Raw genomic sequence first — 14,708 nt, 5'->3', positions numbered from 1 at the left:
CTTTCCCGCCCCGAGCGGGGCGATGCCCTGACCGGGTGCCGGATAGCACCTGGTCAGGGCATCGTAGGACGAATTACACGGTTATGAGCCGACTTCGGCGTTCCGCGTGCGCAGGGCGCGTCCGACGGCGACCGTCGCGATCAGGACCAGGACGGCGGCGACCACGGACACCGTCCGCAGGCCGTCGGTGAACGCCGTCCGCGCGGCCTGCAGGAGCGCGTCCCCGGCCTCGGCCGGGAGCGTCGCGGCCACATGCACGGCCTCGCCCAGGGTCTCCGCGGCGGCGGCCGGGGCGTCGCCCAGCTCGGCCCGGTAGATCCCGGTCGCGAGCGAGCCCATGAGCGCCACGCCCATGGCGCCGCCGAGCTCGTACGCGGTCTCGGAGATCGCCGAGGCCGCGCCCGCCCGGTCGGCCGGGGCCGCCGCGAGGATCGCGTCGTTCGTCACGGTCTGCGCCAGGCCGGAGCCCAGGCCGATGAGCGCGAAGGCGATCGCGACCACGGCCGCGCCCGAGTCCACGCCGATGAACGCCATCGCCGCGAACCCGCCGATCACGAACACCAGACCGGCGATGATGGTGCGCACCAGCCCGACCCGCTCGGACATGCGGACCGCGAACAGCCCGGACAGCACCGAGACGGCCATGCCCGGCAGGAGCAGCAGCCCCGCCTGCATGGGGGAGAAGCCCAGCACCAGCTGGAGGTACTGCGTCAAGAGGAACAGCGACGAGATCATCGCGAACACGATCGTGAAGTTCGTGGCCAGCGAGGCGCTGAAGCGGCGGAGCTTGAACAGCCCCACGTCGATCAGCGGGTGCTCCAGGCGCTTCTGGCGCCGCACGAACCACACGCCCGCCAGCGCCCCCACGGCGATGGCGGCGACCGCCGCAACGGTGACGCCGTGCTCGGCGATCGTCTTGACCCCGTACACGAACGGGAACATCGCCAGGAACGACAGCGCGACGCTCGGGAGGTCGATCCGGCCCGGGTTCGGGTCCTTCGACTCCGGCAGGAGGAACGGCGCGGCCAGCACGACCGCGAGCGAGACCGGCGCGGCCATGAGGAACACCGAGCCCCACCAGAAGTGCTCGAGCAGCCAGCCGCCGAGGATCGGCCCGAGGGCCGCACCGGCGGAGAAGCCCGACGCCCAGATCGCGATGGCGAACTTGCGCTGGCGGTCGTCGTGGAAGAGGTTGCGCATGAGCGCCAGCGTGGTCGGCATGAGCGTCGCCCCGGCCAGGCCGAGGAGGGCCCGCGCGGCGATGAGCGCTTCGGCGCTCGGCGCGTACGCGGCGAGGACGCTCGCGGCGGCGAACGCGGCCGAGCCGATGACGAGCAGCCTGCGGCGGCCCACGCGGTCGCCGAGCGTGCCCATGGTGACCAGGAGCCCGGCGAGGACGAAGCCGTAGACGTCGACGATCCACAGCAGCTGCGAGCTGGTGGGCGCGAGGTCTTCGGACAGGAACGGCACGGCGAAGCCGAGCACGGTCATGTCGATGGAGATGAGCAGCACCGGGAGCACCAGGGTGGCCAGCGCCCAGCCCTGCTTGGCGCTGATGCGGGCGCGGGGCTCCTGCGGTGCGCGAAGCGTGGCGGTCATGGGTTTCACTCTTTCTGGACGTGAGCCGGAGCACGGCTCGCGAAGGGCATCCCGGAAGATGGGCGTGCCGGAGAGCGACACGCCCCTTCACTGTACCGTCCGGACGGTACAGTTGTCACGAGGAGGAAACATGAGAGAGCCGGAGATCACCACCCGGGACCGCATCCTGAACGCGCTCCAGCGCATCCTCGTGGACACCGGCTCCTCGGGCGTGACCCTGGAGAAGGTCGCCGCCGAGGCCGGCGTCTCCAAAGGCGGGCTGCTGTACCACTTCAAATCCAAGTCCGACCTGTACGACGGCCTCGCCCGCCGCTTCCGCCTCCAGGAAGAGGCCAACATCGCCCGCGCCCGCGAGACCGGCGTCGTCGAGACCTTCCTGCGCGTCTCCGACGTCGAGTCGCCCGAGTCGGCCGCAGGCCTGTGGGCGCTCCTCACCGCCGTGCGCGGCAACGACGAGCTCTCGGCCGAGGCGAAGGAAGACGTGCTCTTCATCTTCGACGGCTGGGCCGCGGCCCTCCACGAGCGCATCGAAGACCCCGTGACCGCCGAGATCGTGCGGCTCGTCGGCGACGGCCTGTTCCTCTCGGCCCTCTCCGGCATGCCCCTCCCGGCCCCCGCCGTCGTCGAAGGCATCCTCAAGCGCCTCAAGGACGCCGCCGGAGAACCGTGATCCCGAAACCTGAGCGGACTAGTGTGGCCCTCGTGCATGAGTACCGAGTCCTCGACAGTGAAATCATCCACCGCGGCTGGGCCTTCGAGCTGACCGCCGAGACCATCGCGATGCCCGGAGGCGGCACCGCCAAGCGCGAGTTCATCAAGCACGTCGGCGCGGTCGTCACCGTCCCGCTCGACGAGCAGGGCCGGGTCGGCCTGATCCGCCAGTTCCGGGTCCCGGCGCGCGAGACCCTGTGGGAGCTCCCGGCGGGCCTGCGCGACATCGAAGGGGAGGACCCGGCCGTGGCCGCCCGCCGCGAGCTCGCCGAGGAGGCCGACCTCAACGCCGCCGAACTCGTCAAGCTCGGCGAGTTCTACTCCACCCCTGGGATTTCCAGCGAGCTCATCCACTACTACCTCGCCACCGGCCTGACCCCGGTGCCCGAGTCCGAGCGCCACGAGCGCACCGACGAGGAGACCCACATCGAGCTGGTCTGGTGGGACCTCGACAAGGCGCTGGCCGCCGTCGCGGACGGGGAGATCCGCAACGGCGTCTGCGCGCTCGCGCTCACCCTTACGAAACTGCACCTCGACCGAAACTAGCCGTCACATCCAAGTCGCCCGCTGCTGTGTTACCGAAAACCCGGCCCGTCGCATCGTGGTGCGGCGGGCCGCTTTACGATCACGGCGACGACGCCGTCCGAACCGCTGAACCCACAAGGAATGCGGGCTCCTGGACGTCTGGCGTCCTAGACTGCCCGTGCGGGATGCCGACCGGCCCCGAACTGGCACAACGCTTCGGAAGGAACCCGCACGTGAAAGTCGCCGTCCCCCGCGAGATCAAGAACAACGAGTACCGCGTCGCCCTCACCCCCGCCGGGGTCCACGAGCTCGTCGCCGCAGGCCACGACGTCGCGATCGAGACCGGCGCCGGCCTCGGCTCCGCGATCACCGACGCCGACTACCGCGAGGCCGGGGCGCTCATCTGCCCCGACGCCGACGCCACTTGGGGCGCAGGCGATCTCGTCCTCAAGGTGAAGGAGCCGATCCAGGACGAGTTCCACCGGATGCGGCCCGGCCAGACCCTCTTCACCTACCTCCACCTCGCCGCGAGTGCCGACTGCACCGACGCGCTCCTGGAACGCCACATCACCGGCATCGCCTACGAGACCGTGCAGACCGCCGACGGCCGCCTGCCGCTCCTCGCTCCGATGAGCGAAGTGGCCGGGCGCCTCGCCGTCCAGGCCGGCGCGTACCACCTGCAGCGCCCCGAAGGCGGCCGCGGGACCCTCATGGGCGGCGTCCCCGGGACCGCGCCCGCGCGCGTGGTCATCATCGGCGCCGGCGTCTCCGGCATGAACGCCGCCGCGATCGCCGTCGGTATGCGCGCCGATGTGGAGCTCCTGGACCTCAACATCGACCGGCTCCACGTCGCCGACGACCAGTACCAGGGCCGCCTGCGCACCATCGTCTCCAACCGCTTCGAAGTCAAGCGCGCCTGCCGCGAGGCCGACCTCGTCATCGGCGCCGTCCTCGTCCCGGGTGCCAAGGCCCCCACCGTGGTCGACGACGACGTGCTCGCCGAGATGAAGGACGGCGCGGTGCTCGTCGACATCGCGATCGACCAGGGCGGCTGCTTCGCGCACTCCAAGGCCACGACGCACGACGACCCGACGTTCACCCACGCGGGCAAACTCTTCTACTGCGTCGCGAACATGCCCGGGGCCGTACCGAACACGTCGACGTACGCGCTGACGAACGCCACCCTCCCGTACGTCATGAAGCTCGCCAACCTCGGCTGGGTCGCGGCGCTCAAGGCCGACCCGGCCCTCGCGCGAGGACTCAACACGTTCGCGGGCCAGGTCGTCAACGAACCCGTCGCGATCACGCACCACCTGCCGCTCAAGCCGATCGCGCAGGTGCTCGCGGAGAACTGACGTCCCAACAGGACTCAGGCGCCGCTGCGCACAGCGGGCGAACTCACGCCGGGTGCCTCGGAGTCTCCCAAGCCGTCGACAGCCTCGATACACTGACGTACAGTCGCTAAGACAGGCAATGGTGAGACGCCCGGCACCCGGTGTCGACCTCGCACCCGGAGGCGCGAAGAAATGAGCAGTGTGGACAGCAACGACAAATGGGCGGCCCTGCGCGGTGCCGCGCAGATGCCTCCCGCTGACGGAACCGAGGACCTCTCCTCGCCCGACCCCGAGGCGTACACGAACAAGCGCGAGATCCCGCAGCCCCAGCCGCTCGAGCGCCACGGCCCGGCCCGCGTCATCGCCATGGCCAACCAGAAGGGCGGGGTCGGCAAGACGACCACGACCATCAACCTCGGTGCGGCCCTTGCCGAGTACGGCCGCAAGGTCCTCCTCGTCGACTTCGACCCGCAGGGCGCGCTCTCGGTCGGCTTCGGCACCAACCCCCACACGCTCGACCTCACCGTCTACAACCTCCTCATGCAGGACGACGTCGACATCGACGACGTCATGGTCAAGACGAACGTCGCCGGACTGCGCCTCCTCCCGGCCAACATCGACCTCTCGGCCGCCGAGATCCAGCTCGTCAACGAGGTCGCCCGCGAGCAGACCCTCGCCCGCGTCCTGCGACCGGTCATCCCCGACTTCGACTACGTCCTCATCGACTGCCAGCCCTCCTTGGGGCTCTTGACGATCAACGCGCTCACCGCCGCGCACTCGGTGCTCGTGCCCCTGGAGTGCGAGTTCTTCTCGCTGCGCGGTGTGGCCCTGCTCCTGGACACCGTCGACAAGGTCCGCGAACGCCTCAACTACGACCTCGAACTCGACGGCATCCTCGCGACCATGTACGACTCGCGCACCACCCACTCGCGCCAGGTCCTCCAGCGCGTCGTGGAAGCCTTCGGCGACAAGGTGTTCTCCACCGTCATCACCCGCACCGTGCGCTTCCCCGAGACCACCGTCGCAGGCGAGCCCATCACCACCTGGGCCCCCGCGTCCTCCGGCGCCCGCGCCTACCGCCAGCTCGCCCGCGAACTCATCGCGGCTACCGACAAATGAGCGTCGCCGACTGAGCGCAGACAAATGGATCTTCGAACGCGTTCCGCCACAAGAAACCCGGAGTTCACCCTGTAGCGTCCGCAGCGCCCGTCTAAGCTTGCGAGCGTGACCGACCAGCAGCCGCCCCAGCTCCCGACCCAGCGGGAGGGCGAACCGGAGGAGGCCGAGAGCGGCTTCCACGTCCGGCTCGCCAATTTCGAGGGCCCGTTCGACCTGCTGCTCCAGCTCATCGGCAAGCACAAGCTCGACGTCACCGAACTCGCCCTCCACCAGGTCGCCTCCGAGTTCATCACCTACGTCACCGGCCTCGACGACGCTTGGAACCTCGAGGAGACCTCCGAGTTCCTGCTCATCGCCGCCACCCTCCTCGACCTCAAGACCGCCCGGCTCCTGCCCGGCACCGTCGTCGACGACGAAGAGGACCTCGCGCTCCTGGAAGCCCGCGACCTCCTCTTCGCCCGGCTCCTGCAGTACAAGGCCTACAAGGAAGCCGCCGGGGCCCTCGCGGTCTTCGTCGAGTCCGCCGCGACCCGCGTCCCCCGCAACGTCGGCCTCGAAGAACGCTACAAAGGCCTGCTCCCCGAACTCGTCCTCGACCTCACCCCCGAAGCCCTCGCCGCCTTGGCGGGCAAGGCGATGAAGCCCAAACCGCCGCCCACCGTCGGCACCGGCCACATCCACATGCAGCGCGTCTCGGTGCGCGAGCACGCCGTCATCATCTCCCGCCGCCTCCAGCGCGTCCAGGTCGCCACGTTCCGGGCCCTCACCTCGGACTGCGAATCCCACCTCGAAGTGGTCGCCCGGTTCCTCGCGCTCCTGGAGCTGTACCGGGAGGCCCTCGTCGGGTTCGAGCAGATGCAGGCGCTCGGCGAACTCACCGTGCGATGGCTCGGCGGCACCGGCAGCACCGAGATCGAAGTCGACGAATACGCGGGAGCGCCCGCGGAACCGGAAGCACCAGCGGGGGAGGAAGCGAGCGCATGACCGAACACCTGGGGGAGTCCCTCGAACAGGACCTGGCGACGTGGAAGATGCCCGGCGCGCGCCAGGAGGCCGCGCCGCTGCGATCCGACACGCCCGCCGACGAACCGGCCGGAGACGACGAGTACGCCGCAGCGCTCGCCGCCGTCCCTACCCGAACCGGGCCCGACGAGGACGAAGAACCCGAGGTCACGGCCACGAGCCCCGTCCCCGACGACGTCGACCTCGGCGCGGTCCTCGAAGCGATCCTCATGATCGCCGAAGAACCCCTGAGCGAGGAATTCCTCTCCGCGGTATTGGAGCGGCCACGTTCACAGGTGCGCGAGCAACTGGGCCGCCTCAGCGCCGAATACACTGGTGACGGACGCGGATTCGATCTGCGTCGCCAAGCCGGCGGCTGGCGCTTCTACACCCGGGCCGACTACGCCCGCTACGTGGAGCGGTTCGTGACCGACGGCGCCTCCGCCCGCCTCACCAAGGCGGCACTGGAGACGCTTGCCGTGGTCGCCTACCGGCAGCCGGTCACCCGCGGCCGCATCTCGGCCATCCGGGGGGTCAACTGCGACGGCGTCATGCGCACGCTGGTGTCGCGCGGCCTGGTCGAGGAGTGCGGGACCGACCCGGACTCGACGGCGACGCTCTACCGCACCACCACCCTGTTCTTGGAGAAGATCGGCCTGGACACGGTCGCGCAGCTCCCTGAGCTGGCCCCGTTCCTACCTGACGACGTGACGGATATCGAGGAAGATGAACAACGCTGACGAAGAGGGCATCCGCCTGCAGAAAGTGCTGTCGCAGGCCGGGATCGCCTCCCGCCGCGCCGCAGAGGACCTGATCTCCCACGGGAAGGTCAAGGTCAACGGCGAAACCGCCCGCCTCGGCCAGCGCGTGGACCCCGAGAAGGACGTCATCCACGTCCGCGGCAAGCGGGTCGTGACCGACGTCGACAAGGTGTACTTCGCGATCAACAAGCCCCGCGGCATCATCTCGACCATGGAGGACGACGAGGGCCGCCCCTCGCTCGCCGGGATCGCCAAAGGCATCGACCAGCGCGTCTTCCACGTCGGCCGCCTCGACACCGACTCCGAGGGCCTCCTGCTGCTCACCAACGACGGGGAGCTCGCCAACCGCATCATGCACCCCTCGCACGGCCTGCCGAAGGTCTACCGGGCGCAGGTCGCCGGGATCATGGACCGCGACACCTGGAACAAGCTGCTCAAGGGCGTCGAGCTCGAAGACGGCATGGCCAAGGCCGACAAGCTCAAGATCATCGACGAGCACGCCGGGCAGTCGTTGATCGAGATCACCATCCACGAGGGCCGCAAGCACATTGTGAGGCGGCTCATGGACGAGGTCGGGCACCACGTCTCGCGCCTCGTCCGCACCGAGATGGGCCCGGTCAAGCTGCGCAACCTCAAGCCGGGGACGATCCGCAGGCTCACCCCGAACGAGATCGGCGAGCTGTTCCGCGAGGTCGGACTCTAGCCAGCTGTACTGACGCAAGGGCAAGGCCCGGTTAGGGTTCGGACATGTCAACCATTCTGAACGTGATCTGGTTCGTGCTGGCCGGGCTGTGGCTCGCCATCGGCTACTTCCTGACGGGCCTGCTCTTCTGCGTCTTCATCGTGACCATCCCGTTCGGCATCGCGAACATGCGCCTGGCCGGGTACGTGCTGTGGCCGTTCGGGCGCACCGTCGTCTACGACCGCGGCGCCGGGTGCTTCTCGCTGATCGGCAACGTCCTGTGGCTGGTCCTGTTCGGCTGGGAGCTGGCGCTGGCGCACCTCGTGACCGGGTTCGTGCTGGCGGTCACGATCATCGGCATCCCGCTGGCGGTCGCGAACTGGAAGATGATCCCCATGGCGCTGTGGCCGATGGGCGCGAGGGTAGTCGACAAGCGCTGACCAGGGAGAACCGGGCATGATGTAGGTTTGCTTGGTTTGCATTCGAAGAACGGAGCGCGACAGTGCCTGAGCAGAAGAGCGGACCGGTCGTCGCGATCGACGGCCCGTCCGGAGCCGGGAAGTCGACCGTCGCCAAGACCTTGGCGACCGCGATCGAAGCCGCGTACCTGGACACCGGCGCGATGTACCGCGCCGCGACCCTGGCGGTCCTCAACGCCGGCGTCGACCCCTCGCAGACCGCGCAGGTCACCAAGACCGTGAAGAACGCGAAGCTCGAGTTCGGGACCACCCCTGAGGACCCGTTCACCCGCGTCGACGGGGAGGACGCCGACCTGGCGATCCGCAGCGACGACGTGACGAAGGCGGTCTCGGCGGTGGCCGGGAACAAGACGGTGCGGAAGTTCCTCATCGACGAGCAGCGGCGGATCATCGCCGATGCCAAGGCGGGCATCGTGGTCGAAGGCCGCGACATCGTCTCGGTCGTCGCCCCCGACGCCGACGTGAAGGTCTACCTGACCGCCGACCCGGTGGAGCGCGCGAAACGCCGCGCCGCCGAGAACGGCGCCGACGCGAACACCACCGCGAAGGACATCGAACGGCGGGACACCGCCGACTCGAAGACCACCAAACCCCTGGAGGCCCCGGAGGGGGCCGTGGTGATCGACTCCACGACGCTGCCGATCGTGGAGGTAGTGGCCAAGATTCTGGCCTTGCTGAACAACAGGGACATTGATGAGTGACGAAGAGACCTGGACCGACGACGGGGACTGGAGCGAGAGCGACGACCTCGAAGAGCGCGGTCCGGTCCCGACGGTGGCCGTGGTCGGCCGCCCCAACGTGGGCAAGTCGACGCTGGTCAACCGCATCCTGGGCCGCCGCGCCGCGGTGGTGCAGGACGAGCCGGGCGTGACCCGCGACCGCGTCGCATACGACGCGGAGTGGGCCGGGCGCGAGTTCAGCCTGGTCGACACCGGCGGCTGGGACCCGGATGCCGAGGGCATGGCGAAGTCCATCGCCCTCCAAGCGGAGCTGGCCATGCGCACCGCGGACGTGATCGTGTTCGTGGTCGACTCCCGCGTGGGCCCCACGGACGCCGACGAGGCGGCCGTGCGCATCCTGCGCTCGACCCGCAAGCCCGTGATCCTGGTGGCCAACAAGGCCGACTCGGAGCGCCAGGAGGCCGAGGTCCACGAGCTGTGGAGCCTGGGCCTGGGCGAGCCGTTCCCGATCTCGGCCCTCCACGGCCGCAACTCGGGCGACCTGCTCGACAAGATCGTCTGGGCGTTCCCCGAGGAGCCCACGGGCGCCCTCAAGGAGCGCGGCCCGCGCAAGGTGGCCCTCGTCGGCCGCCCGAACGTCGGCAAGTCGAGCCTCCTCAACCGCATCGCGGGCGAGGACCGCGCGGTCGTCGACAACGTCGCGGGCACCACGGTCGACCCGGTCGACTCCCTCGTGGAGATCGACGGCGAGGACTGGATTCTCGTCGACACTGCGGGCCTGCGCAAGCGCGTCAAGTTCGCCTCGGGCACGGAGTACTACGCCAGTCTCCGCACCGAAGCAGCGGTAGAGGCCGCCGAGGTCGCGTTGGTCCTCCTCGACGCGTCCGAACCGATCAGCGAGCAGGACCAGCGAGTCCTCACTCAAGTCACTGAGTCGGGCCGGGCGATGGTTCTCGCCTTCAACAAGTGGGACCTCGTGGACGAGGACCGGCGCTACTACCTGGAGAAGGAGATCGACCGCGAGCTCGGCCAGGTCTCCTGGGCGCCCCGCGTCAACGTCTCGGCCATGACCGGCCGCGCCGTCGAGAAGATCGCCCGCTCGCTCCGTGAAGCCCTCGAAGGCTGGGGCCAGCGCATCAGCACCGGCGAGCTCAACAAGTGGATCAGCGACCTCCAGGCCGCCACGCCGCACCCGGTCCGCGCCAACAAGGCCCCCAAGGTCATCTACGCGACCCAGGCCGCCGCCGAACCGCCGCGCTTCATCCTCTTCACGAACGCGCCGTTCGAGAAGCAGTACCTGAAGTTCATCACCCGCAAGCTCCGTGAGGACTTCGGCTTCGTGGGAACGCCCATCGAACTGGTGGTCAAACCCCGTGAATCCCGCAAGAAGGACAAACGCAAATAGCCTCGCTCACACCGGGGACCTCGCCTCAGAGGCCCCGGGGGGCATAGGCTAAAGTTGTGACCGCCGCGGACAACGCGGCGGAAAACGGGCTGTGGCGCAGCTTGGTAGCGCACTTGACTGGGGGTCAAGGGGTCGCAGGTTCAAGTCCTGTCAGCCCGACCAGCGAAATCGCAGGTCAAACCCGGTTCTCCTATTGTGGGAGAACCGGGTTTTCCGTTGCTTGCTGCCAGTTTTGTTGCTGCAGACGGTTCAGTCTGAAAATGCACAGACCATTGCAATTCGAACTTGAATTTCGTGCCTGAAGTTCGCCCGAAAGAGTGAGGGTGTACGGCCGTCGCTGGACGGTTGTGAGCGCGGGTGAGGTGTAGGCGCCGAATCCGGCGTCGTCGAAGCCCATCACGGCCTCGCGAAGGTCGGGTGCGGGCGGCGGCTCGGTTCGGTTCTAGGCTCGGCGCAGGCGGATCGCCATGTACGGGCGTGCCGGAAGGTCGACGCGGACTGTGCCCTCATGGACGCCTGGGACTTCTTCGATCGTCATGTTCCACGTGTCGATCACCTCGATGCGGGCCTTCATCCCGTCGGGGACTCGGACCGGGCGGAAGCGCGGTCGCGCCGCTCCGAAGTACAGGAGCGCGTACTCGCCCGCCGCTCCGGCCCACGGGACGTCCCACTCGGAGGGGAGCGAGTCGAGGCGGCCTGTCGGGGACTCCTCAGTCAGCTTGCGCAGGAAAGCGATCCGGGCCGGGCTCTCGCCGGTGAGCTCGCCGCCCTTGGCCCACCACAGGACCTCGTCCTCGGTCCAGAACGTCTCGCCGTGGGTGGTGTAGCCGCCACGCATGGCGGATTTCCAGTAGCGCTCCACGAGCGTCTCGGCGGTGAGGTTGCCCCAACCCGGGTCGATGTCGCCTTCGTAGCCGCACTCGTCCACGATCACGGGCTTGCCCCAGGCGTGGCGCCACTCGTCGACGAGCATGTCGCCGTTCTGGATGCTGCAGTGCGTGGCCCAGTCGGCGCTGTAGTCGAACAGCTCGACCCAGTTGTGGATCGACAGCGGGTGCCCGGCGTGGTCCTCGCGCGCGACGAGCTCCCCGATCCGGTGCCAGTCTTCGAGGGACTTGTCCATGCACAGGTCGTACTCGTTGGCCAGCGACCACCACACGTTCGGGTGCGCCGCCAGCCGCCGGACGACGTACTTGACGTACCGGTCGTCGGCCGCGCGTCCCATGCCGCAGAAGCCCCACCGGTCGTAGGGGTGGAAGAGGATGAGGTCGGCCTGGACGCCGAGGGCGTCGAGCTCGGCGATGCGCCGGTCGAGGTGCGCGAAGTAGTCGACGTCGAACCGCTCGGTGTCCCACCCCCCGTCGGCGTCTTTCGGGAACACGAAGCGGTCGGGCTCGTTGTGGTTGTACAGGAAGTCCTTGGGGAACAGGCACATCCGCAGCTTGTTGAACGGGGCGTCCGCCAGCGCGGCCAGGGTCCGCTCCTGCAGGTCCTCGCTCTGGTGCGTCCACGCGTACGCGGTGGTGCCGAACGGCAGGTACGGCTCGCCGGAGGCGTGCGCGAAGTGGAACCGTTCGTGGACGCGGACCGGACCCGGCGCGTCCGATGGGGCCACGGTGAACGTCCCCGCGAGGCCGTCGAGCGAGCGGGCGGTCGACGTCGTCTCGAACTCCCAGATTCCGGGTTCGGGCGGCAGGAAGCGCACGGCGTAGCGGCCTGCGCCGTCGTAGAAGCCGCCCACCTCGATCACCTTGTCGCCCAGGCGGAAACGCGCGCTCAGCTCGACCTCGACGAATGGGTTGCCATGGGAGGGACCGGTGAAGGCCACCTCGGTCAGGCGGTGCTGCCGAGCCCGCACGGGAACCGTGACGACTGCGCTGGCGCGTTCGACCGTCTCGGGCTCGTAGCCCGGGTCGGGCAGGACCGGTTCGGCCTGGACCGGCGGCGGCACCGGGTTCTCCAAGCGCTCTATGGCTTCCATGACGCGCTCGGCGCGGGCCTTGTCAGCGCCCGCGAACAGTCGGATCGAGCCGCCGAGCGGGAACTTCGCCGCTTCGGCGATGAACGGGGAACCGCTCAGCTCGGGAAGCTCCGCTTCGAGGATCGCACGGGCCTCCGGCGAGGCGAGCGCGTCGCTCAGCTTGTCGGTGCGGGTGAACAGTCGCGTCATGTCGGTCCTTGATATCGCTGGGTGTTGTTGAGGAGGAACAGGAGCGGGGCCGGTCTCCGGCCGCGGGGGGCCGGAGACCGGTCACGGTCAGCGGACGACGACTCGCATCCGGCCCAGGTTCTGCACCCGGGCGAACGGCGTGTCGGGGTCGCCGTCGCGCTGTGAGACGGCGCGCAGGGCGGGGAAGTAGACGCCCGGCTCGGTGTAGGTGAACGCGCCCTTCACCGTGAGGTTCGGTGCTGGTTCGCCGATGTCGGCCGGGGTGTACTCGCTCGTGCCCAGGAAGTCCCAGTCGGCGGCCACGACCTTGCCGGTGCCCGGCGGGACCTCGGCCCTCGCCTTGAAGCGGACCGTCGAGCCGGCCCTGACCTCGATGCTGTCGGAGCCGCGGACTGCCAGGTCCACGACCGGCTGTATGCCGCCGCGGTCCTCGGCGTGCGGGGGGACCTCGACCTGGCTGTCGCGCACCGCGTACTCGGTGGATCGGGGCGGCGTTTCACCGTGTTCGACCCAGGCGCTGAGGTCACGGAGGGCCTGCTGGAGCGACGCGTTGTACTCGATGAGGCGCCCGAGGCGGCCGTCTTTGAGCGGTTCCTCGGGGTGGTCGGCGTGGTCGTTGAGGTAGACGCGGAACCGGTCGTCGAAACCGTCGCCGGAGGCGGCGCGGACCTGCTCGGCGTACCAGTCGGCGTGCCACGGGTAGGCGTCCGCATCGAGCAGGTTGGCCACGACGATGACATTGCCGGTGACCTGGCCCGACCAGGTGCCGCCGCCGGAGACGCTCCCGGAGATCATCGGGCCGATCTCGACCTGGCGCTGCGGGTAGATCGGAGCGCCGTCCTCGTCGCGGAACTGGTCCCAGGCGTAGAACCCGGCCCGGCTCGGCACCTGGTGGCGGTGGAACGAGGTCAAGGCGAGGTTCCAGCGGTTCTCCATGCGCAGCTCGCCGCCGACCTCGATGGCGGCCAGCACCTTCGCGTCGTTGCCCTCACTGATCGTGAAGGTCTTCGCCTCCCGGTCGAGCGTGCCCGTCAGGGCGCCGGCCTCGACATCGGCGACGAAGACCGCGAACGAGAGCGTGAAGATCCGTTCGGCTCCGGGCACGGAGTCGAGGGTGAGCACCTGCGGGTTGCCGTCCTCGTTGTGTTGGATCGTTTCAATTATCGAGGTGTGCTCGACCAGGGCCGCTCGCACGAACTCCCCGAGCTCGGACTGCTCGGTGCCGAGGTACCCGGGCTCGCTCCAGAAGTCGTCTGCGTATCCCGGATCGATGGCGCGGACGACGCTGCCGAACCCGAGCAGCCCGTCGGCCGTGGAGAGTCCGAGCAGGTAGTCGGGGTCCTCCCAGCCGCGCACCGGGACGCCGAGGCGGGTCACTTCGTCGAACACCGTCCGCTCCATGTCGGACAGTGCTGACTGCGGGTCGCCCGAGCCGCCGGGAGCGACCGCGTCTGCGATCCGTTCGGCCTTCGACTCGAGCACGAGTCTGGCGAACGCCTTGGGGAAGAACGTGTTCGGAATGGCCGTGGGGGAGGCGATGATGAACGGCACCGCCCCGTCCCACACCCCTTCGGTGTTCTCGATCGCGCCGACGGTCTGGAAGGACCCGCCGCTGCCGCCGTAGATATACCCGTAGATCCGCCGGTCATCGCCGTAGTACTCCGCGGCGACGGTCCTGGCGAACTTCGCTGCCGCCGCGTCGGGCCGGTACCCGCCGGTCGAGTCGCTCTGCACCGTGTACGCCCCGCTGGCCGCGCCGAACGCGATCGTCTCGGGCCAGGCGTTCTCGTCCTGGACGAAGCGGGCGGGGTACACCTTCTGGAAGAACCGCCCCTCCCACTGCTCCTTCGGCGGCAGGTAGATGTTGAACTTCAGGCCGTCGTCCTCGAAGTGGCACGCGACCTTGCGGTGCGGGACCGGGTCGGTCAGGTCCTCTTCGGAGTCGATGACCGGCACGGCGTACTCGGGGTCGGCGCAGTCGGGGGTGACCCACATCGGTCCGCCCGGGGTGCGCGGGGCGCACACCGGCAGGTCGTCGGGAAGGTCCTGCGCAGTCGCGTTCGGTGCCACGACCGCCACTGTAGCCCCGGCCGCCGCGCCCGCGGCCGCGCCGAGTACGGCGCGCCGCCGGAACCTCGTCGTGTGCCCGAACCGGTACTCGTTCCGGGTGTCCTGCCCGTCGTCGTTGACGGGTGTGTCGCCGTTCATGCGTTCACTCCTCTTGCAGGGGTTGGGGAAATC

Annotated in this window: 13 protein-coding genes and 1 tRNA gene; 11 read left to right on the top strand and 3 right to left on the bottom strand. The window is 69.1% G+C overall.

Annotation, left to right across the window (positions count from 1 at the left end; genetic code table 11):
* Nucleotides 1–81: 81 nt before the first annotated feature.
* Nucleotides 82–1,599 (bottom strand): MFS transporter, encoded by a 1,518-nt coding sequence (locus ACZ60M_RS10675; RefSeq protein WP_465416846.1) that lies wholly within the window; start codon nt 1,597–1,599, stop codon nt 82–84.
* A gap of 130 nt (nt 1,600–1,729) precedes the next feature.
* Between ACZ60M_RS10675 and ACZ60M_RS10670 the strand changes: the two genes are divergently transcribed.
* The 11 genes from ACZ60M_RS10670 to ACZ60M_RS10620 all read left to right on the top strand — a co-directional run bounded on the left by ACZ60M_RS10670 (nt 1,730) and on the right by ACZ60M_RS10620 (nt 10,459).
* Complete coding sequence (locus ACZ60M_RS10670) at nt 1,730–2,269, top strand: TetR/AcrR family transcriptional regulator (RefSeq protein ID WP_465416844.1); 540 nt, start codon at nt 1,730–1,732, stop codon at nt 2,267–2,269.
* Nucleotides 2,270–2,301: 32 nt separating this feature from the next.
* Nucleotides 2,302–2,856: an NUDIX domain-containing protein gene (locus tag ACZ60M_RS10665; RefSeq protein WP_465416842.1), complete on the top strand. Its 555-nt coding sequence runs from the start codon at nt 2,302–2,304 to the stop codon at nt 2,854–2,856.
* A gap of 212 nt (nt 2,857–3,068) precedes the next feature.
* Complete coding sequence (gene ald, locus ACZ60M_RS10660) at nt 3,069–4,190, top strand: alanine dehydrogenase (RefSeq protein WP_465416840.1); 1,122 nt, start codon at nt 3,069–3,071, stop codon at nt 4,188–4,190.
* A gap of 225 nt (nt 4,191–4,415) precedes the next feature.
* On the top strand, nt 4,416–5,288 hold the full coding sequence (locus ACZ60M_RS10655; RefSeq protein ID WP_465416885.1) for a ParA family protein: 873 nt from the start codon (nt 4,416–4,418) through the stop codon (nt 5,286–5,288).
* 105 nt (nt 5,289–5,393) lie between these two features.
* A complete protein-coding gene (locus tag ACZ60M_RS10650) occupies nt 5,394–6,272 on the top strand; it encodes a segregation and condensation protein A (protein WP_465416838.1) in 879 nt (292 codons plus the stop codon).
* A complete protein-coding gene (scpB, locus tag ACZ60M_RS10645) occupies nt 6,269–7,030 on the top strand; it encodes an SMC-Scp complex subunit ScpB (RefSeq protein WP_465416836.1) in 762 nt (253 codons plus the stop codon). Before ACZ60M_RS10650 ends, scpB begins: the two co-directional genes overlap by 4 nt.
* Nucleotides 7,017–7,754, top strand: a complete 738-nt coding sequence (locus ACZ60M_RS10640; protein ID WP_465416834.1) for a pseudouridine synthase — start codon at nt 7,017–7,019, stop codon at nt 7,752–7,754. Before scpB ends, ACZ60M_RS10640 begins: the two co-directional genes overlap by 14 nt.
* Before the next feature lie 44 nt (nt 7,755–7,798).
* A complete protein-coding gene (locus ACZ60M_RS10635) occupies nt 7,799–8,173 on the top strand; it encodes a YccF domain-containing protein (protein WP_465416832.1) in 375 nt (124 codons plus the stop codon).
* Nucleotides 8,174–8,235: 62 nt separating this feature from the next.
* Nucleotides 8,236–8,913: a (d)CMP kinase gene (gene cmk / locus ACZ60M_RS10630; protein WP_465416830.1), complete on the top strand. Its 678-nt coding sequence runs from the start codon at nt 8,236–8,238 to the stop codon at nt 8,911–8,913.
* Nucleotides 8,906–10,297, top strand: coding sequence for a ribosome biogenesis GTPase Der (gene der, locus ACZ60M_RS10625; RefSeq protein ID WP_465416828.1), 1,392 nt, complete (start codon nt 8,906–8,908; stop codon nt 10,295–10,297). Before cmk ends, der begins: the two co-directional genes overlap by 8 nt.
* An 85-nt stretch (nt 10,298–10,382) precedes the next feature.
* Nucleotides 10,383–10,459 (top strand) — tRNA-Pro (locus ACZ60M_RS10620).
* A gap of 280 nt (nt 10,460–10,739) precedes the next feature.
* Here the strand turns inward: ACZ60M_RS10620 and ACZ60M_RS10615 are convergent.
* The gene (locus tag ACZ60M_RS10615) at nt 10,740–12,467 is read right to left on the bottom strand and encodes a DUF5605 domain-containing protein (protein ID WP_465416827.1); all 1,728 of its coding nucleotides are present in this window, start codon (nt 12,465–12,467) and stop codon (nt 10,740–10,742) included.
* Nucleotides 12,468–12,554: 87 nt separating this feature from the next.
* On the bottom strand, nt 12,555–14,675 hold the full coding sequence (locus ACZ60M_RS10610) for a Tat pathway signal sequence domain protein (RefSeq protein ID WP_465416825.1): 2,121 nt from the start codon (nt 14,673–14,675) through the stop codon (nt 12,555–12,557).
* Between the last annotated feature and the right edge of the window lie 33 nt (nt 14,676–14,708).

The sequence above is a fragment of the Glycomyces sp. NPDC050141 genome, from assembly GCF_055586545.1.
The sequence above is the reverse complement of the archived record's forward strand: the minus strand, read 5'-3'. Positions and strand labels throughout refer to the sequence as shown.

What these genes read in the sequence shown, in the direction of transcription:
- ACZ60M_RS10670 (WP_465416844.1), top strand. Translation starts at nt 1,730, where the DNA reads ATGAGAGAGCCGGAGATCACCACCCGGGACCGCATCCTGAACGCGCTC.
- der (WP_465416828.1), top strand. Translation starts at nt 8,906, where the DNA reads ATGAGTGACGAAGAGACCTGGACCGACGACGGGGACTGGAGCGAGAGC.
- ACZ60M_RS10640 (WP_465416834.1), top strand. Translation starts at nt 7,017, where the DNA reads ATGAACAACGCTGACGAAGAGGGCATCCGCCTGCAGAAAGTGCTGTCG.
- ACZ60M_RS10635 (WP_465416832.1), top strand. Translation starts at nt 7,799, where the DNA reads ATGTCAACCATTCTGAACGTGATCTGGTTCGTGCTGGCCGGGCTGTGG.
- ACZ60M_RS10675 (WP_465416846.1), bottom strand. Translation starts at nt 1,599, where the DNA reads ATGACCGCCACGCTTCGCGCACCGCAGGAGCCCCGCGCCCGCATCAGC.
- ACZ60M_RS10610 (WP_465416825.1), bottom strand. Translation starts at nt 14,675, where the DNA reads ATGAACGGCGACACACCCGTCAACGACGACGGGCAGGACACCCGGAAC.
- ACZ60M_RS10655 (WP_465416885.1), top strand. Translation starts at nt 4,416, where the DNA reads ATGCCTCCCGCTGACGGAACCGAGGACCTCTCCTCGCCCGACCCCGAG.
- ACZ60M_RS10615 (WP_465416827.1), bottom strand. Translation starts at nt 12,467, where the DNA reads ATGACGCGACTGTTCACCCGCACCGACAAGCTGAGCGACGCGCTCGCC.
- scpB (WP_465416836.1), top strand. Translation starts at nt 6,269, where the DNA reads ATGACCGAACACCTGGGGGAGTCCCTCGAACAGGACCTGGCGACGTGG.